The 18289-nt window shown below is 71.9% G+C and carries 15 protein-coding genes; 8 read left to right on the top strand and 7 right to left on the bottom strand.

Going from position 1 to position 18289, the window contains the following annotated elements:
* Positions 1–229: 229 nt before the first annotated feature.
* Complete coding sequence (locus Pta02_RS16595; protein ID WP_203875731.1) at positions 230–1591, top strand: phosphoribosyltransferase; 1362 nt, start codon at positions 230–232, stop codon at positions 1589–1591.
* 54 nt (positions 1592–1645) lie between these two features.
* Here the strand turns inward: Pta02_RS16595 and mmsB are convergent, their stop codons facing one another.
* The 3 genes from mmsB to chvE all read right to left on the bottom strand — a co-directional run bounded on the left by mmsB (position 1646) and on the right by chvE (position 5669).
* Positions 1646–2914 carry a multiple monosaccharide ABC transporter permease gene (gene mmsB / locus Pta02_RS16590; protein WP_203875730.1) on the bottom strand — a complete coding sequence of 423 codons (1269 nt, stop codon included), beginning with the start codon at positions 2912–2914 and terminating at the stop codon, positions 1646–1648.
* Entirely contained in the window at positions 2911–4458 is a 1548-nt protein-coding gene (gene mmsA, locus Pta02_RS16585) for a multiple monosaccharide ABC transporter ATP-binding protein (RefSeq protein ID WP_373872390.1), read from the bottom strand. The genes mmsB and mmsA overlap by 4 nt, the downstream gene beginning before the upstream one ends.
* Positions 4459–4538: 80 nt before the next feature.
* Positions 4539–5669: a multiple monosaccharide ABC transporter substrate-binding protein gene (gene chvE / locus Pta02_RS16580; protein WP_203875729.1), complete on the bottom strand. Its 1131-nt coding sequence runs from the start codon at positions 5667–5669 to the stop codon at positions 4539–4541.
* Between the two features lie 339 nt (positions 5670–6008).
* Here chvE and Pta02_RS16575 point away from each other — a divergent pair, with 339 nt between their 5' ends.
* A complete protein-coding gene (locus Pta02_RS16575; protein WP_239130737.1) occupies positions 6009–9230 on the top strand; it encodes an AfsR/SARP family transcriptional regulator in 3222 nt (1073 codons plus the stop codon).
* Here Pta02_RS16575 and Pta02_RS16570 read toward each other — a convergent pair.
* Both Pta02_RS16570 and Pta02_RS16565 read right to left on the bottom strand, forming a co-directional pair.
* Positions 9214–9975, bottom strand: a complete 762-nt coding sequence (locus Pta02_RS16570; RefSeq protein ID WP_203875728.1) for an ABC transporter permease — start codon at positions 9973–9975, stop codon at positions 9214–9216. The genes Pta02_RS16575 and Pta02_RS16570 overlap by 17 nt on opposite strands.
* Positions 9972–10970, bottom strand: a complete 999-nt coding sequence (locus tag Pta02_RS16565; RefSeq protein ID WP_203875727.1) for an ATP-binding cassette domain-containing protein — start codon at positions 10968–10970, stop codon at positions 9972–9974. Before Pta02_RS16565 ends, Pta02_RS16570 begins: the two co-directional genes overlap by 4 nt.
* A gap of 106 nt (positions 10971–11076) precedes the next feature.
* Between Pta02_RS16565 and Pta02_RS16560 the strand changes: the two genes are divergently transcribed.
* Positions 11077–12021: an alpha/beta fold hydrolase gene (locus Pta02_RS16560; protein WP_203875726.1), complete on the top strand. Its 945-nt coding sequence runs from the start codon at positions 11077–11079 to the stop codon at positions 12019–12021.
* A gap of 82 nt (positions 12022–12103) precedes the next feature.
* Here the strand turns inward: Pta02_RS16560 and Pta02_RS16555 are convergent, their stop codons facing one another.
* On the bottom strand, positions 12104–13417 hold the full coding sequence (locus tag Pta02_RS16555) for an acyl-CoA dehydrogenase family protein (protein WP_203875725.1): 1314 nt from the start codon (positions 13415–13417) through the stop codon (positions 12104–12106).
* 253 nt (positions 13418–13670) lie between these two features.
* Positions 13671–14141, bottom strand: coding sequence for a DUF2000 domain-containing protein (locus Pta02_RS16550; protein WP_203875724.1), 471 nt, complete (start codon positions 14139–14141; stop codon positions 13671–13673).
* Between the two features lie 113 nt (positions 14142–14254).
* On the opposite strand from Pta02_RS16550, the gene Pta02_RS16545 reads away from it, so the two are divergent.
* The 5 genes from Pta02_RS16545 to Pta02_RS16525 all read left to right on the top strand — a co-directional run.
* Entirely contained in the window at positions 14255–14746 is a 492-nt protein-coding gene (locus Pta02_RS16545) for an Lrp/AsnC family transcriptional regulator (RefSeq protein WP_203875723.1), read from the top strand.
* Positions 14747–14889: 143 nt separating this feature from the next.
* Entirely contained in the window at positions 14890–15288 is a 399-nt protein-coding gene (locus Pta02_RS16540; RefSeq protein WP_203875722.1) for a YciI family protein, read from the top strand.
* A gap of 24 nt (positions 15289–15312) precedes the next feature.
* Positions 15313–16566, top strand: coding sequence for an RNA polymerase sigma factor (locus Pta02_RS16535; RefSeq protein WP_203875721.1), 1254 nt, complete (start codon positions 15313–15315; stop codon positions 16564–16566).
* Between the two features lie 85 nt (positions 16567–16651).
* A complete protein-coding gene (locus Pta02_RS16530; RefSeq protein ID WP_203875720.1) occupies positions 16652–17404 on the top strand; it encodes an enoyl-CoA hydratase family protein in 753 nt (250 codons plus the stop codon).
* A gap of 32 nt (positions 17405–17436) precedes the next feature.
* Positions 17437–18289 (top strand): CoA transferase subunit A (locus Pta02_RS16525; RefSeq protein ID WP_203875770.1); only part of this gene is annotated, 853 nt, incomplete at its 3' end.

Genomic DNA, 18289 nt, shown 5'->3' with positions numbered 1-18289 from the left:
GGGAGAGGGAGGGCGGCCGGCCTCCGGGAGCACCGTTCCACGCCCGGCGGCGGCCGCGCGGGCCGCGCCTCCACGGACCTTGTGATCTTTTTGCGGCTCCGTGCCCATCCATGACCCGGCCTCCCGTGTCCGCACTCCGTGGCGGGGAGGCGAACATCGCGTGGCAGGGGCCGCAGCGCCTGCGGCGCACGCTCCTGCGGGCTCCTGCAGGAACTGGAGGTGAGCCGAGGTGTTCATCGACCGAAGCGACGCGGGACGGCGCCTGGCCGAACGGCTGCGCCATCTGCGCGACGCCGATCCCGTGGTCCTCGGGCTGCCCCGCGGAGGCGTCCCGGTCGCCTTCGAGGTGGCCGGGCGGCTCGGCGCGCCGCTGGACGTGATCGTGGTGCGCAAGCTCGGCGTGCCGGTCCAGCCCGAGCTGGGCTTCGGGGCGATCGGCGAGGACGGCGTCCGCATCGTCAACCGCGACGTGGTGCGGATGGCGGGGCTGTACCCCGAGCAGATGGAGGCGGTGGAGAAGCGCGAACGCGCCGTGCTCGCCGAGCGGGCGCGACGCCTGCGCGCCGGGCGGCCGAGGATCCCGCTGACCGGAAGGACCGCGGTCGTGGTGGACGACGGGATCGCCACCGGCTCGACGGCCAGGGCCGCCTGCCACGTCGCCCGCGCCCACGGCGCCGCGCGGGTCGTCCTGGCCACGCCGGTGTGCTCGCCCGAGGTGGTGGCCCGGCTGGGCGACGCGGCCGACGAGGTCGTCTGCCTGCACACCCCGCGGACGCTGTACGCCATCGGCCAGTGGTACGACGACTTCTCCCAGACCGGGGACGCGGAGGTGACCGAGCTGCTGAACCGGGCCGGGGTGGAGCGGCACGGCGGGGCGGGGGAAGCCGAGGCGGAGCGGCACGGCGGGGCGGGGGAGCGCGGCCGGGCCGAGGAGGTCCGGATCCCGGCCGGGAGCGTGGAGCTGCCCGGGACGCTCACCCTTCCCGGACGGGCCGCCGGGCTGGTGGTGTTCGCGCACGGCAGCGGGAGCGGCAGGCACAGCCCGCGCAACCGGGCGGTCGCCGAGGCGCTGAACCGGGCGGGCCTGGGCACGCTGCTGTTCGACCTGCTGGTGGCCGAGGAGGAGGCCGACCGGTCCGACGTCTTCGACATCCCGCTGCTCGGCGAGCGGCTCGGCGAGGCCACCGGCTGGCTGCACAAGCAGGTGCCGGGCGCCGGGATCGGTTACTTCGGGGCCAGCACCGGCGCCGCGGCCGCGCTGTGGGCGGCCGCCGGCGCCGGTTCCGACGTCGCCGCGGTGGTGTCGCGGGGCGGGCGGCCGGATCTCGCGGGCCCGCGCCTGACCGCCGTCCGCGCGCCCACCCTGCTGGTCGTGGGCGGCCTCGACGGGCAGGTGCTCGAACTGAACCGGCAGGCCCGCAGCCTGTTGCGCTGCGAGAACCGTCTGGAGGTCGTCCCCGGCGCCACCCACCTGTTCGAGGAGCCCGGCACGCTGGAGCAGGTGGCCGCTCTGGCCCGCGACTGGTTCACCCGCCACCTGGCCGCGACCGCGGGCGGACCGGCCCGGCCTCCGGCGATGGAACCGGACTGACGCCTCCGGCGAGCCGCCGGGCCGGTGGGGGAGCGGGCCACCGGCCCGGAGCCGTCATCCGGCCGAGCCGGTGCGGCGCTTGGTCCAGATGTCGAAGGCGACGGCGATGAGCAGCACCAGGCCCTTGAAGAGCATCACCCGCTCGCTGGGCGCGCCGATCAGGGACATGCCGTTGTTGATCACCGCCATGATGAGGCCTCCGGTGATGGCGCCGACGACCTTGCCGACACCGCCCTGGACGGCGGCGCCGCCGATGAACGCGGCCGCGATGGCGTCCAGCTCGAAGCCGTTGCCCGCCGTGGGACCGGCCTGGTTGAGCCGCCCGGCGAAGATGACGCCCGCCAGCGCCGAGAGCACCCCCATGTTCACGAAGATCCAGAAGGTGACGGACTTGACCTTGATCCCGGACAGGGTCGCGGCGTGCAGGTTGCCGCCGATGGCGTAGATGTGACGGCCGAAGACCGCGCGGTTGGTCAGCAGCGTGTAGCCCAGGACGAGCGAGGCCAGCAGCACCAGCACCCAGGGCAGGTTCTTGAACCTGGCCAGCTGGACGATGACCACCATCACCACCGCGGAGGCGGTGACCATCTTCAGGACGAACATGGGCAGGGGGTCGACCTGCTGGCGGTAGCCGATGCGTCCCTGGCGGGCCCGCCACTGCGTGCCGACGATCCCGGCCACGGCGGCCAGCCCCACCAGCAGCGTGAACAGGTCGGCGCCGTCGAGCGGGCCGAGGCCGATGTTGCCCAGGTAGGTCGGCAGGAACCCGTTGGCCAGGGTCCGCACCTCGTCGGGGAAGGGGCCGATGCCCTGGTTGCCCAGCACGGTCATGGTCAGCGCCCGGAACACCAGCATCCCGGCCAGGGTGACGATGAACGCCGGGATGCCGAAGTAGGCGATCCAGTAACCCTGCCAGGCCCCGATCAGCCCTCCGGCCAGGAGCGTGATGAGGATGGCCAGCGGCCACGGCGTGTCCATCTCGACCATCAGCACCGCCGCGATCGCACCGCTGAGGGCCACCACCGATCCCACCGACAGGTCGATGTGCCCGGCGATGATGATCAGGATCATGCCGATCGCCAGGATCAGAACGTAGGAGTTCTGAACCATGATGTTGGAGATGTTCTGCGGGCTGAGCAGCTCGCCGTCGGTCAGGATGGAGAACAGGACGACGATCAGCGCGAAGGCGATGTAGATGCCGCTCTGCCGCAGGTTCAGCGAGAACCGGGTGCCCGGCGCCTTGGCGGGGGGCAGCGGCGGACCGCCGCTCACCGCCGTGCCTTCACGGGTCGTGACCTTGCCGCTGCTCATCTCGGCCGTCATTCCTTTTCCTTGGTCATGAGCTGCATGAGCCGCTCGGGTGTGGCGTCGGCGCGCGTGACCTCGCCGGTGACGCGCCCGGCCGACATGGCGTAGATGCGGTCGCACAGACCGAGCAGTTCGGGGAGCTCCGAGGAGATCACCAGGATCGCCTTGCCCTGGTCGGCGAGGCGGTTGACGATGGAGTAGATCTCGTACTTGGCGCCCACGTCGATGCCGCGGGTGGGCTCGTCGAGGATCAGCACGTCGGCGTCAGTGAAGATCCACTTCGACAGCACCACCTTCTGCTGGTTGCCGCCGCTGAGCTTGCCGGTGACCGACAGGACGCTGGGGGCCTTGATGTTCATCTCGGCGCGGAAGCCGTCGGCGACGCGGTACTCCTCGTTGTCGTCGATCCAGCCGCGCCTGGCCAGCTTGCCCAGCGCGGCGGAGGAGACGTTGCGCTTGATGTCCTCGATCAGGTTGAGCCCGTAGCGCTTGCGGTCCTCGGTGGCGTAGGCCAGGCCGTGCCCGATGGCCTCGCCGACCGTGCGGAGCCTGATCTCCCGCCCGTCCTTGTAGACGCGCCCGGAGATGTCCGTGCCGTAGCTGCGGCCGAACACGCTCATCGCCAGCTCGGTACGGCCGGCGCCGATGAGCCCGGCCAGGCCGACGATCTCACCGCGGCGCAGGGTCAGGGCGGCGCCGGAGACCACCACGCGGCCGCGCTGGGTGGGGCTGTGCACGGTCCAGTCCTCGATCCGCAGCGCCTCCTCGCCGATCTTCGGCTCGTGCGGCGGGAAGCGGTGCTCCAGGTCGCGGCCGACCATGCCGGAGATGATCCGGTCCTCGCCGACCTCGTCGCCCTCCATGTCCAGCGTCTCGATCGTGCGCCCGTCGCGCAGGATCGTCGTGGAGTCGGCGACGGCTTTGATCTCGTTGAGCTTGTGGGAGATGATCACCGAGGTGATGCCCTCGTCGCGCAGCCCGCGCAGCAGGTCGAGCAGGTGCGCCGAGTCCTCGTCGTTGAGCGCCGCGGTCGGCTCGTCGAGGATGAGCAGCCGTACCCGCTTGGACAGCGCCTTGGCGATCTCGACGAGCTGCTGCTTGCCCACGCCGATGTCCATAGCGCGCGTGGTGGGGTTCTCGCGCAGGCCGACCCGCTCCAGCAGCTCGGCGGCCTCGGCGTTGGTGCGGTTCCAGTCGATCAGGCCGCGCCGGGTCCGCTCGTTGCCCAGGAAGATGTTCTCGGCGATCGACAGGTACGGGCTCAGCGCGAGCTCCTGATGGATGATCACGATGCCGCGCTGCTCGCTGTCCCGGATGTCGGAGAACCGGCACGGCTCCCCGTCGAAGACGATCTCCCCCTCGTAGGAGCCGTACGGGTAGACGCCGGACAGGACCTTCATCAGCGTCGACTTGCCGGCGCCGTTCTCCCCGCAGATCGCGTGTATCTCGCCTCTCCGCACCGTCAGGTTGACATCCTGCAGCGCCTTGACGCCCGGGAACGTCTTGGTGATCCCGCGCATTCGAAGTATGTCGTCGGTCATGCCGTGCGCCTTCCGCATCGCCGTTCCCCCCGCGAGGCCCCCGTGCCGGCGGCGGGTGCGCCGCCGGCACGGGGTCTCACGCCGCCCCGAGGGTGCCCCTACTTGAGCTGGTCGTCGGTGTAGTACCCGCCCTCCACCAGGACCTTGGCGTAGTTGTCCTTGTAGACCACGACCGGCTCCAGCAGGTAGGACGGGACGACCTTGTTGCCGTTGTCGTAGTCCGTGGTGTTGTTGACCTCGGGCTTGCCGCCCTTGAGCACGGCGTCGGCCATCTTGACGGTCACCGCGGCCAGCTCGCGGGTGTCCTTGTAGATCGTGGCGTACTGCTCGCCGGCGATGATCGACTTGACCGAGGCGACCTCGGCGTCCTGGCCGGTCACGACCGGGTAGGGCTGGTCGGCGGTGCCGTACCCGCTGCTCTTGAGGGCCGACAGGATGCCGATGGACAGGCCGTCGTACGGCGAGAGCACGCCCTGGACCTTGGCGTCGGAGTAGCTCTTGGTGATCAGGTCCTCCATGCGCTTCTGCGCGGTGGCCGGGTCCCAGCGCAGGATGGCGACGGTCTTGAAGTCGGTCTCACCGCTCTTGACGACCAGGGTGCCCTTGTCGATGTAGGGCTTGAGGGTGTCCATCGCGCCGTTGTAGAAGAACGTGGCGTTGTTGTCGTCCGGGGAGCCGGCGAAGATCTCGACGTTGAACGGGCCCTTGGCGTCGCCGTCGGAGCCGTCCTGCTTCTTCATCCCCAGTCCCACCAGGAGCGAGGTCGCCTGCTGCACGCCGACCTTGTAGTTGTCGAAGGTGGCGTAGTAGTCGACGTTGGGGGTGTTGCGGATCAGCCGGTCGTAGGCGATCACCGGGATCTTCTTGTCGGCGGCCTGCTGAAGCTGCGTGGTGATCGCGGTGCCGTCGATCGAGGCGACGATCAGCAGCTTGGCGCCCTTGGTGATCTGGTTCTCGATCTGGTTGACCTGCGTGGGGATGTCGTTCTCCGCGTACTGCAGGTCGACCTGGTAGCCGAGCTTCTCCAGGGCGCTCTTGACGTTGTCACCGTCGTGGATCCAGCGCTCGGACGACCTGGTCGGCATGGTGACGCCGACCAGGGCCGGGCCGGAGGAACCCGCCGCGCTCGGGGCGGCCTTGTCGACCGTCTTGGTGGCCGAGCCGCAGGCGGTCATCGCCATGGCGAGCGCCAGGCCCACCGGCAGGGCGGCCAGCTTCGCAAGCCTCATGTCTCTCCTTCGGGTACCGCGATGTGGATCGTCGGGGGTGCCGCAAGTGACGTTCGCCCTGGTGCGCGCGCCGGGGTGAGTCCGCCTCACTGTTGTTAACGCTCACAATTTCAGTAACGGAACTTCCTTCAGGTACTGAGGTTGTGAGGAGTTATCAAAGGCCCGGTGCAGGAAAAGTGTCAAGAGCTGTGACACCACCGTGATAAGGGGGCGGACGGTGCGGGAGTGACGGGCCGCCCGGGTCGCGACGGTAACGATCCGATGAAGGTCGGCGGCGCCCGCGGGCCGCGCGCGGTGGCCGGTGATCGGTGGTCGCCGCGGTTCGGCACAATTGCTGACGTGCGAGTCGGATTGCTCGGACCCTTCGAGGTCCGCGACGGTGATGGAACCGCGGTCGAGGTTCCCGGGGTTCGGCTGCGCGCGCTGCTGGCGGCCCTCGCCCTCGAACCCGGCCGGATCGTCACGCGTGCGAGGCTGGTGGACTGGATCTGGGGGCGACGCCCGCCCGCGGACGAGGTGAACGCCCTGCAGGCGCTGGTGTCCAGGCTGCGCAGGGTGCTGCCGGAGGGTGTGATCGAGGCGGACTCCGGCGGATACCGGCTGGCCGTGGCTCCCGACGCCGTGGACGTGTGCCGGTTCGAGCAGCTGGTCGGCCGGGCCCGGGCCGCCGAGCCCGCGGCGCGGGCGGAGCTGCTGCACTCGGCCCTGGAGCTGTGGCGCGGTACGGCCATGGCGGACATCGCGCTGCGGGACAGCGAGGTGTTCGACGCCGCGGTCGCGCGTCTGGACGAACTCCACGTCGCCGCGCTCGGCGACCGGGTGGACGCGGACATCCGCCTGGGCCGCGGCTCGGAGCTGGTCTCCGAGCTGACCGAGCTGGTCGCCGCGTACCCGCTGCGGGAGGGGTTCGTGGCGGCCCTGATGCGGGCGCTCGCCGAGGCTGGGCGCGGCGCCGAGGCGCTGACCGTGTACCAGCGGACGCGCGAGCGGCTCGCCGAGGAGCTGGGCACCGATCCGTCGGCCGAGCTCTCCGCGCTGCACACCGCGTTGCTCCGGGGCGAGCTGGGCGAGCGGGGGGAGAACCGCAGGACGAACCTGCGCGCCGGGCTGACGAGTTTCGTCGGCAGGGACGACGACGTCTCCGCGGTCGCCGCTCTGGCCCTCAGGCACCGGCTGGTCACCCTGACGGGACCGGGCGGCTCCGGCAAGACCAGGCTGGCCACGGAGACCGCGCGGACGATGCTCGCCGGGCTGCCGGACGGGGCGTGGCTGGTCGAGCTGGCCTCGGTGCGGGCGGGCGGCGATCTGGCGCAGGCCGCCCTCACCGCGATGGGCCTGCGCGACCAGGGGCTGCTCGGCGGTGCGCGGGGCGGGGAGCCGGTGGACCTGCTCGTCGCCGCGGTCCGGGAGCGCGCGATCCTGCTGGTCCTGGACAACTGCGAGCACGTGATCGAGGAGGCCGCGGCCTTCGCGGACCGGCTTCTGGGGGAGTGCCGGAGTCTGCGGATCCTGGCCACGAGCAGGGAACCGCTCGGCATCACCGGGGAGGTGCTGTGGCAGGTCGAGCCGCTCGCGCTGCCCGCACAGGGAGCCGGCCCCGCCGAGGCCGGGTCCTCGCCCGCGCTGCGGCTGCTGCGGGACCGCGCGGAGCTGGTGCGCAAGGACATCGGCTCCGACGCGCACACCTTGTCGGCCATGGCGCGGATCTGCCGGGCGCTCGACGGGATCCCGCTGGCGATCGAACTGGCCGCGGCCCGGCTGCGCACCATGTCCGTCGACCAGCTGGCGAACCGGCTCGACGACCGGTTCCGGCTGCTGACCGGCGGCAGCCGTACGGCGCTCGCCCATCACAAGACGCTGCGCGCGGTCGTGGACTGGAGCTGGGACCTGCTGAGCGAGGCCGAACGCGGGGTGCTGCGGCGGTTCTCGGTGTTCTCCGGCGGGGCGAGCCTGGAGGCGGCCGAACGGGTGTGCGGGGACGAGGAGTTCGCCGGGTCCGCTGTGTCCGCCGGGTCCGCTGTGTCCGCTGTGTCCGCCGGGTCCGCTGTGTCCGCCGGGTTCGCCGGGGAGCAGGTGTTCGACGTGCTCACCGCGCTGATCGAGAAGTCGCTGCTGCTGGCCGACGGCGAGGACACGCCGCGCTACCGGATGCTCGGCACGATCAGGGAGTACGCGGCGCACCGGCTCGCCGAAGCCGGGGAGACCGAATCGGCGCGCCGGGCGCACCTGGCCTGCTTCACCGAGCTGGCCGAGACGGCCGAGCCGTACCTGCGCCGGGCCGAGCAGCTGGAGTGGCTGTCCCGGCTCGAGGCCGAGCACGACAACATCAGTACGGCCCTGCGCTGGGCGATCGCCGAGGGGCGGGCCCATGAGGCGATGCGGCTGGCCGGGGCCGCGGGCTGGTACTGGTACCTCGGCGGGCACAGAGCCGAGGGGACAGAGCTGGGCATCGCGGCGGCCTCGCTGCCGGGTGAGGCGTCCGACGAGGTGCGGGCGGTGGCCTACCTCATGGTGACCATGTTCCTGACCGCCGGGGTCAGCGGGGATCAGTACCAGGCGCGCGAGTGGATCCAGGAGGCGCACCGGCTCGCCCGGCGCAGCGGGTCCCGTCACCCGCTGCTCGGGTTCGCCGCTCTGCTGGAGGCGACACTGCGGGGTCCGACGGATTTCCTGCCCACGGTCGAGCCGCTCATCGCCGCCGACGATCCGTGGGTGCGCGCGCAGGCCAGGCTCACCCGCGGCCGGTTCCGGCTCATACTCGGCGGCGACGAGACCGGCGTGGACATCGACGCCGAGATCGCCCTCGCCGAGTTCCGCACGCTGGGCGACCGGATGGGGATCGCGCTGGCGCTGACCTTCCTGGCCGACCGGCTCGCCTCGCGCGGCGAGTTCGCGGGCGCGTGCGAGTACTACGAAGAGGCGATCGTGGCGCTGACCGAGGTGGGCGCGACCGAGGACGTGGTCGGCATGCGGGCGCGGCAGGCCCAGCTGTACTGGCTGCTCGGCGACGAGCGGTCCAGCGCCTCCGCCATGGCGGAGGCGCAGCGGCGCGTGGGCGGGATCACCTGGCCGGACGCGCCGGCCGAACTGGCGCTCTCGCAGGCGCAGCTGGCGCGCTGGCGCGGCGAGCCGGAGCAGGCCCACCGGCACCTGGCCACGGTGCGGGAGGTGCTGGGCGAGGCGGAGATGGCCGACTCCATCCGCGCCGCGACCATGAACCTGTACGGCTATCTCACCGAGGATCTCGACGAGGCCCGCGCGTATCGGAAAGAGGCGTTGCGCGCGGCCACGACCTTGGAGCACACGCACCCGCCGACGATCGCCGACATCCTGATCGGGATCGCGGACCTCGCGCTGCGCCGGGGACAGCACGAGCAGGCCGCGCGGCTGCTCGCGGCGAGCGACGGCGTGCGCGGCACGCCGGACCGTTCGCAGCCGGACTTCTCCCGGATCGCCGCGGAGACGCGCAGTCGCCTCGGTGAAACGGTGTTCACCGAGGCGACGCGTGACGGACAGCGGAGGGATTGGCATGAGCTGGCCGAGATCACGCTCGCTTCGTGAACGACACGCGCGCCCACAGATAGCCGACCAGCGCGAGCCCCGCACACCAGGCGGCCGCCGTGAGGGTCGTGCCCGCCGAGGGCGTGCCGGTCAGGAACCCGCGCAGGGTCTCGATGATCGGGGTGAACGGCTGGTACTCGGCGAACTGCCGCGCACCCGGCCCCATCTTGTCGGCCGGTGTGAACGCGCTGCTCAGGAAGGGGAGAAGCATCAGCGGGACGCCGAGGATGCCCGCGCCTTCCGGTGACTTCGCCGCAAGACCGGCCGCGACGGTCAGCCAGCTGATCGCCAGCGCCGTCAGCACGATGATGCCGATCGCGCCGAGCCACTGCGGGAGACCCGCCGACGGGCGGAATCCCATCAGGAACGCGACCCCGATGATGAACGCGATGGCCACCAGGGTCCGCAGTACGGTCGCGATCACGTGCGCGTTCAGCACCGCGGCCCGTGAGACGTCCATGACGCGGAGCCGGTTGATGAATCCGGTCGTCATATCGGAGTTCACGGCGGTCGCGGTGGGGCCGATCCCGTAGCAGACGGTCATGATGATCACCCCCGGCGTCGCGTAGTCGACGTAGTCGACGCCGACGCTGAACGCGCCGCCGAGCACGTAGACCATGAGGAACATCATGAACATCGGCATGAGGACGGCGTTGAACAATGTCAGCGGATTGCGCATCGTGTGCCGGAAGTTGCGCCGCATCATGGTCGTGGAATCCGCCAGGGAAGCTGTGAGGGCACTCATCGCGCGCCGACCTCCTCGTTGTCGTGGCCGTCAGGGTTCTCGTGGCCGCCGGAGTTCTCGTGACCGGTGAGGTTTCCGTGGCCGGTGAGGGCGAGGAAGACGTCGTCCAGGTCCGGTGTGTGCACCGACAGTTCCTCGACCTCCACGGACTGCGCGTCGAGCCGATCGAGCAGCGCGCGCAACGACCGCACCCCGCCGTCGCCGGGAACGCGCAGGGTCAGCTCCTCGTCGTCCCTCGTGGATCCGGGCAGAACCCGTGCCGCGACGTCGAGTCCGTGCCGATCGGTGAACCGCAGCCGGATGTGGCTGCCGGGAACCCGGCGCTTGAGCTCGCCGGCGGTGCCCTCGGCGACCAGGCGGCCCCGGTCGAGTACGGCGATGCGGTCGGCGAGCTCGTCGGCCTCCTCGAGGTACTGGGTGGTGAGGAAGATGGTCGTGCCGTCGGCGACCAGTTCCCGGATGATCTGCCACATGGTGCGGCGGCTGCGCGGGTCGAGTCCGGTCGTGGGCTCGTCCAGGAAGATGATCTGCGGGTTGCCGACCAGCGTCATGGCGAGGTCCAGCTTGCGGCGCATGCCGCCGGAGTAGGACGCCGCCAGTTTGCCCGCCGCCTCGGTCAGCTCGAACCGGCCGAGCAACCGGGCGGTGATCCGCCTGCCCTCCGCCTTGGGCAGGTGCAGGAGATCGGCCATCATCAGCAGGTTCTCCTCGCCGGTGAGCAGGTTGTCCACCGAGGCGAACTGCCCGGTGACCCCGATCGCCGCGCGCACCGCCCTGGCCTCCGTGCTCACGTCGTGCCCGGCGACGACCGCTTTGCCGGCGTCGGGGGTCAGCAGCGTGGTCAGCACGTTCACCGTCGTGGTCTTGCCGGCGCCGTTGGGCCCGAGCAGGGCGAAGATCGTGCCGGCCCGGACGTCCAGGTCGACGCCGTCGAGCACGGTCTTGTCTTTGTAGGACTTCCGCAGCCCCGAGGCCGCGATCGCTGAACCGTTCATGGCACCCACCATCGCGGGCCGCCCTGACACCGGACCGTCGCGGTGCTGACGCGGCCGCTGACACGACACCGCGGCGGACCCGATCCCGGCGTGGCAGGCTGGAGGGATGCGGTACGCGGACTGGGGCGAACGCTCCCCCCGGTGGGCCGGGATCCGCAGCCGGGCGGTCGACGTCTGCGGCACCGGAGTCCACTACCTGAGCGCCGGCGAGGACCGGGGCGGGCCCGTCCACCTGCTGATCCACCCCATGGCGGGCAGCGCCTCGATGTGGATGGACACCATCGCCGAGCTGGGCGCCCGCGTTCCGGTGATCGCGCCCGACCTGCCGGGCTCGGTGTTCGGCCACACCGGCTCACCGCACCCGCGCGCCTCCAAGGCCGAGCTGAACGCGCGTTTCCTGCGGGTGTTCACCGGCCGCCTGGGGCTCGGGGCCACCGTCACCCACGGCTGGTCCATGGGCGGCCTGGTCGCGGTGCACTTCGCGGCCTCCTCGCCGGACCGGGTCGGCCGTCTCGTCCTGGCCTGCCCGGCGCTGCCCGGCCCGATCCCGCCGCAGGAGGCCGCCTTCTGGCGCGTCCTGGGCCGCCCGCTGCTCCTGGCCGGGCCCGCACTGCTGCGGGGTGTGCTGCGGGGGGCGGGCCGGCGCACGATCGATTTCAAGCTGCGCGCCTACGCCGATCCCGGCGCCCGCTCGGGCGGCGTGTTCGCCGAGGAGCTCGAACGGCTCTCGCCCGAGATGCTGGCCCTGCTGATGGACGAGCTGCGGGCCGCCGACCCGCGCCGCCTCGGTGACGCCGTCCCGGCCGTCGCCTCGGTACTGTCCGGCCTCTACGTCGAGCGGGACGCGGTCCACCGGATGATCGGCCGGCTCGGCATGCCCACGCTGCTGCTGGCCGGCGCGCGGGACGAGCTGGTCAGCACCGCCGCCGTCGAGGACCTGATCGCCCGCCGTCCCGACTGGGCGCACCGCACCTTCCCCTCGGCCGGGCACCTGCTGCCCCTGTCGGAGAGGCACGGCTACGTCGCGGCGGTCATCGGCCGGCCGGGCTGATCTCGTACGGCCACGCTCCCGGCCTGGGAGCGTGGCCGTACGGTCGCCCGGGCCCGAGCTTTCGCGGCCCGGCCTCTTCGGGTCAGGCCGGGACGGTGTCGATGGTCTCCATCGTCTTGTCGAAGGCGACGAACTCGTCGTCGGCCAGGGCGCGCGGGTCGAAGCCGGGGTGGGCCAGGATGCCGTGGACGCGGCGGCGCTGCATGCCGAAGTTGCCCGCGTCGTACAGCGGCAGCACGGCGGCCTCGCGCAGCAGCTTCTCGAACGGCCGCGTCCGGTCGACGCTGTTGACCCCGACGACCTGCATGCACTTGTAGACCGCGTCGAACAGCAGCTCGGTGCACTGGATCTTGCACATGGCGCCGATGAGCTCGCCGTGGTAGTCGTGCCGGTCGAGGTAGTGCGCGGCCTTCCAGCAGAAGTAGCGGCACATCTCGATGCGCGCGGCGACGTCGCCCAGCACGTAGCCGACGTTCTGGTAGTGGATGATCGGCCTGGGCCCGCCCGCGGTGTAGGTGCGGGCGAAGTCCAGGGCCGCCTCGTAGGCGGATCTGGCCACGCCCACCGCGGCGATCCCGGCGACAGGTCCCGACCAGGCGAAGTTGCGGTTGATGAGCAGGTCGCCGTTGCCGCGGGTGCCCTCGACGAGGTTGGCCGCGGGCACGCGGGCGTCGGTGAAGACGATCTCGGCGTTGGGGGCCAGCCGGTGACCGATCTTGCTGATCAGCCGGTACTCCACGCCCGGGGTGCCGCGCTCCAGCATGAACGCCGACAGGCCCTCGGTGCCGCCCTTGCCGGTGTCGGTACGGGCGATCACGATGCTGACGTCGGCACCCCGCCCGTCCCAGCCGGCCACATTGCACGGCCAGAACTTGCGGCCGTTGAGGACGTACTCGTCGCCGTCGCGGCGGGCGGTGACGCCGATGCCGACGGGGTGGGCGAGCGGGGCGTCGAAGTTGGCGGTGCCCCCGGGGGAACCGGCGGGCTCGCTGACGGCGTAGCCGACGAGATACTCGCAGGCCGGGTCGGAGGTGGCGGCGCGCAGGAAGCGGTCCTTCTGCTCGTCGCTGCCCCAGTACCACACCGGCATGAGCCCGAGCCCGTTGACCAGGACGGTGCAGGCGAAGCCGGGGTCGACCGCGCACAGTTCCTCGCCGGCGATCAGCACGTCGACGTTGGACAGCCCGCCGCCGCCGTACTCACCCGGCAGCATGCAGAAGGCGATGCCCTGCTTGTAGGCCTCGACGTAGGCGGGGCGGGTGAGCTGGAAGGCGCGCAGCGGGTCGGGCTCCTCGTCCGCCTGGCGGACGACCGGGGCGAGCACCTGGGTGGCGAACTCGCGGGCGTCGTCCCGCAGGCGGCGCTGGGCGTCGGTGAGGGTGAAATCGATGGCCATGGAAACCCCTCCTCATCGAGGCGGCCATGATCGGTGGTCGGCTCGCGGCGCCGGGAGACGCCGGCCGTGCCCGCGGCGGCCGGGCGTGCTGTCGTGCCCGGCTGTGCCGCTGTGGATCGGGGCCCTGACCCTCAGAGGAAGTCCTCCGCAATCACCCTCATCCCGTCGCGCGGTTCCGGCAAGGCGAGGCATTGCTGTCCCCGGAGCCAGCACGTCGTGTCACGCCGCCCGTACCCTCGGCATCCTCGCGCCCCTACCGCAGGAGCGGCAGCCTGCCGGTGAGCCGCTCGACGGCCGCGCGCGGGCCCAGCAGGCTCACGCCCAGGTAGGACAGGTCCTCGCCGGCGGTGCGGGCGAGCTCGTCCAGATAGTCGGCGTAGACGTTGGTCCGCCGGGCGATCGAGGTCATGTCGGTGACGACCAGGCCGGATTCGCCGGCCGCCTCCGCACCGATCCGGCGCACGACGGCGGCCGGAGCCGCCAACACCGCGCAGCCGGTCCACGGCAGCCCGGCGTGCCCGCGCCCGGAGGCGTCGGCGCCGCCCGACCCCAGGATCGCCGGTACGGCGTTGCCGACGGACGCGGCCAGGCACACCGCGGCGTTGGCCTGCACCCCGCGCGGCAGGTCGCGGTCGATCACGATCACCCACTTCACCGGCAACTCCCCGGTGGGCACCTCGGGCCGGTATCCGAGGTCGGCGGTCCAGTCGTCGAGCATGGTCATCAGCGGTCCTTCCTCCGAATTTCTGCAAGGAGAATCACAGCCAGACCGCTCATACCTCAACGCTGAAGGCTGTTTTCCGAAGGAAGTTCGGAAAATCGTGCGACCATGTCCGCGTGGACGAAGTTGATGCGGCCATCCTGGCCGAACTGCAGCGCGACGGCCGCCAGACCAACCGGGAGCTCGCCGAGCGCATCGGCCTGGCCGCCTCCACCTGCCTGGAGCGGGTGCGCTCCCTGCGGAGCAGGGGAGTGATCGAGGGCTTCCACGCCGAGGTCAACCTCGGCTCCCTCGGCCGCCCGGTCCAGGCGCTCATCCACGTCCGGCTGCACCCGAAGATCCGCGAGTCGGTGGAGGGCTTCCGCGACCACGTCGCCGCCCTGCCGGAGACCCTCGCCGTCTTCGTGGTCTCCGGCGGCGACGACTTCATCATCCAGGTGGCCGTCCGCGACACCGGCCACCTGCGCGACTTCGTCCTGGACCACGTCGCCCGTCACCGCACCATCGCCGACGTGCGCACCTCGCTGGTCTACGACCACATCCGCAAGACCTCGGTGGAGGTCCTGCCCCCGGAGCGGCCGAGCCCGCCCAGGACCCGCCACAGGTGACCGGCCGGGAGGCGCGCGACCGGCGGGGAGACCGGGGAAATTCCTCTCCCCGGATGCCGGCGAGAATGTCGAGGACGCGGGTGCCTGCTTCTACCTACACGTGAGAGACCGTCCGCACGGCACGTGAGAACGAGGAGCGAGACATGAAGTACATGCTGCTGATGCAGTTCAACGAGCGGAGCAACCTGCCGCCCCTCACCACCTGGCCCCCGGAGGACGTCACGGCCCACATCGCGTTCATGCAGGAGACGAACGCCAAGCTCGTCGCGGCGGGGGAGTTCGTGGAGGCGCAGGGACTGGCGATGCCGGACCAGGCCAGGATCGTCAGGGCCGGAGACGGCGGGACCCCCGTCGTCACCGACGGGCCCTTCCCGGAGACGAAGGAGTTCCTGGTCGGCTACTGGATCGTCGACTGCGAGAGCCAGGAGCGGGCGATCGAGCTGGCCGCCTCCTTCTCGGCGGCCCCCGGGCCCGGCGGCCGGCCGCTGAACATGCCGATCGAGGTGCGCCAGGTGATGTCGGCCCCGGCCGAGGAACTGTGAGGCCGGAGCTGTGAGGCCGGAGCTGTGACGCGGGCCCGCCCCGCCGCCGACGATCTGCTGCGCGAGCTGGCGCCGCAGGTCGTCGGCGTGCTCACCCGGCGCTTCGGGGACTTCGACGCCGCCGAGGACGCCGTCCAGGAGGCGCTGCTGGACGCCGCGGACCAGTGGCCGCGCGAGGGCCTGCCGGGCAACCCCCGGGGCTGGCTCATCCAGGTCGCCCACCGCCGGATGACCGAGCAGGTCCGCAACGAACAGGCGCGGCGCCGCCGGGAGGAACTGGTGGCCGCGCAGGCGCCCCCGGACCGGCGGGCCGCACCGGCGGCGGACGACGCGCACGATGCCGACCAGGACGACACACTGGTCATGCTCTTCCTGTGCTGCCATCCCGCGCTGACCCCGGCCTCGGCGATCGCGCTCACCCTGCGCTCGGTGGGCGGCCTGACCACCGCCGAGATCGCCAGGGCCTTCATGGTGCCCGAGGCGACCATGGCGCAGCGGATCAGCCGCGCCAAGCAGCGCATCAAGGCCTCCGGCGTGCCGTTCCGCATGCCCGAGCCCGATGAGCGGGCCCGGCGGCTGGCCTCGGTGCTGCACGTGCTGTACCTGATCTTCAACGAGGGCTACACCAGCAGCGCCGGTCCCGACCTGCAGCGCGTGGAGCTGTCGCGCGAGGCGATCCGGCTGGCCAGGACGGCCTGCCGCCTGCTGCCCGGCGAGGGCGAGGTGGCCGGACTGCTGGCCCTCATGCTGCTCACCGACGCCAGACGGCCCGCGCGGACCGGCCCCGGAGGGATCCCGATCCCGCTGGCCGAGCAGGACCGGAGCCTGTGGGACGGCGCGGCCGTCGCCGAGGGGGTCGCGCTCCTGACCGACGCCCTGTCCCGGGGCGCGGTCGGCCCCTACCAGCTCCAGGCGGCCGTGGCCGCCCTCCACGACGAGGCGGCCACGGCCGGGGAGACCGACTGGCCGCAGATCCTGGCGCTGTACGGCCTGCTGGAACGCATGTCCGACAACCCCGTGGTCGCGCTCAACCGCGCCGTGGCCGCGGCGATGGTGCACGGCCCGGCGATCGGCCTCGACATGCTCAAGGTGATCGAGGCGGGCGGGCGGCTGGCGGGAAACCACCGCTTCCACCTCGCCCGGGCGCACCTACTGGAGATGGCGGGCGACCGGGAGGCGGCCCTGGAGGACTATCGCGTGGCGGCGGGCCGTACGACGAGCATCCCCGAGCGCGACTATCTCACCACCCGGGCCGCCCGGCTGGCCGCGGGCGGCTGAGCTCCGGCGGATCACGCGGGGGAGACCGGCGGGCGGCCTTTCTGTTACCGTACTTTCTAACAAATGTTTGGTGGAAAGGTGGCCCATGGGAATCTCCACCAGGAACCACGACGACGGCGTGACCGAGGTCGTGATGGACGTGCCACCGGTCAACGCGCTGCCCGTGCGGGGCTGGTTCGACCTGGCGCGCGCCGTACGGGAGGCCGGGCACGACCCCCGCACGCGCGCCGTGGTGCTGCGCGCGCAAGGACGCGGCTTCAACGCCGGGGTGGACATCAAGGAGATGCAGGCGACCCCCGGGCACACCGCCCTGGTCGGGGCCAACCGGGGATGCTACGAGGCGTTCGCGGCGGTCTACGGGTGCGAGGTGCCGGTGATCGCCGCGGTGCACGGCTTCTGCCTGGGCGGCGGCGTCGGCCTGGCGGGCAACGCCGACATCGTGGTCGCCTCGGACGACGCCTACTTCGGGCTGCCCGAGGTGGACCGCGGCGCCCTCGGCGCGGCCACCCACCTGGCCCGTCTGGTGCCCCAGCACCTGATGCGCGCCATGGTCTACACGTGCCGCACCGTCACGGCGGCCGAGCTGCACGCCTTCGGCTCGGTGCTGGAGGTCGTGCCCGCCGCCGGGCTGCGCGAGGCCGCCCTCGCGGTCGCGGGCCAGATCGCCGCCAAGGACCCCTACGTCGTCCGCCGGGCCAAGGAGTCGCTGAACGGCATCGACCCGGTCGACGTCAACCGCAGCTACCGCTTCGAGCAGGGCTTCACCTTCGAGCTCAACCTGACGGGCGCCGGAGACCGGCACCGCGAGACGTTCGTCTCCGAAGGGACCCAGTCGTGAGCGCCGCGGGCACGGCGACCGGGGGCAAGGTCATGTCCGTCGAGGAGATCGTCGCGTCGCTGGAGAGCGGCATGACGCTCGGGATCGGCGGCTGGGGCTCGCGGCGCAAGCCGATGGCCCTGGTCCGGGCGATCTACCGCTCCTCCCTGACGGACCTGACGATCGTGTCGTACGGCGGAGCCGACGTCGGCCTGCTGTGCGCCGCGGGCAGGGTCCGCCGGGTGGTCGCCCCGTTCGTGACGCTCGACTCGGTGCCCCTCGAACCGCACTTCAGGGCCGCCCGGCAGGCCGGGACGATCGAGTTCACCGAGTACGACGAGGGCATGTTCATGTTCGGCCTGCTGGCCGCGGCGCACCGGCTGCCGTTCCTGCCGACCCGGGCCGGGCTCGGCTCGGACGTCATGCGGGTCAACCCCGGCCTGCGCACGGTCCGCTCGCCGTACGGCGCCGCGGGGGAGGAGGGCGAGGAACTGGTCGCGGTGCCCGCGCTGAGGCTGGACGCGGCGCTGATCCACATGGACCGCGCCGACACCCGGGGCAACGGTCAGTACCTCGGCCCCGACCCCTACACGGACGACCTGTTCGCCAAGGCCGCCGCCCGCTGCTACATGAGCTGCGAGCGTCTGGTGGAGCCCGGCGCCCTGACCGGCCCGCCGCAGACGCTGCTGGTCAGCCGGATGCACGTCGCCGGGGTGGTGGAGACCCCCGGCGGCGGCCACTTCACCGACTGCGGCCCGGAACTCGGCCGCGACGAGGCCTTCCAGCGGCACTACGCGAGCGCGGCGGCCGACCCGCAGGCGTGGGCGGCGTTCGCGGAGCGGTTCCTGTCCGGTGACGAGGCGGCCTACCGGGAGGCGGTACGGCGCTGGCACGAGGAGGAGGCCC

The sequence above is a fragment of the Paraplanobispora takensis genome (assembly GCF_016863195.1).
Classification (GTDB): Bacteria; Actinomycetota; Actinomycetes; order Streptosporangiales; family Streptosporangiaceae; genus Planobispora; species Planobispora takensis.
Note: the sequence above shows the minus strand (reverse complement) of the source record. Positions and strands in the feature narration are given on the sequence as shown.

Bases quoted from the DNA above. Each gene is read 5' to 3' on its own strand.
- chvE (WP_203875729.1), bottom strand. From the start codon at position 5,669: ATGAGGCTTGCGAAGCTGGCCGCCCTGCCGGTGGGCCTGGCGCTCGCC.
- Pta02_RS16550 (WP_203875724.1), bottom strand. From the start codon at position 14,141: ATGACCATGCTCGACGACTGGACCGCCGACCTCGGATACCGGCCCGAG.
- Pta02_RS16530 (WP_203875720.1), top strand. From the start codon at position 16,652: ATGGGAATCTCCACCAGGAACCACGACGACGGCGTGACCGAGGTCGTG.
- Pta02_RS16560 (WP_203875726.1), top strand. From the start codon at position 11,077: ATGCGGTACGCGGACTGGGGCGAACGCTCCCCCCGGTGGGCCGGGATC.
- Pta02_RS16570 (WP_203875728.1), bottom strand. From the start codon at position 9,975: ATGAGTGCCCTCACAGCTTCCCTGGCGGATTCCACGACCATGATGCGG.
- Pta02_RS16555 (WP_203875725.1), bottom strand. From the start codon at position 13,417: ATGGCCATCGATTTCACCCTCACCGACGCCCAGCGCCGCCTGCGGGAC.
- Pta02_RS16565 (WP_203875727.1), bottom strand. From the start codon at position 10,970: ATGAACGGTTCAGCGATCGCGGCCTCGGGGCTGCGGAAGTCCTACAAA.
- mmsB (WP_203875730.1), bottom strand. From the start codon at position 2,914: ATGACGGCCGAGATGAGCAGCGGCAAGGTCACGACCCGTGAAGGCACG.
- mmsA (WP_373872390.1), bottom strand. From the start codon at position 4,458: ATGCGGAAGGCGCACGGCATGACCGACGACATACTTCGAATGCGCGGG.
- Pta02_RS16540 (WP_203875722.1), top strand. From the start codon at position 14,890: ATGAAGTACATGCTGCTGATGCAGTTCAACGAGCGGAGCAACCTGCCG.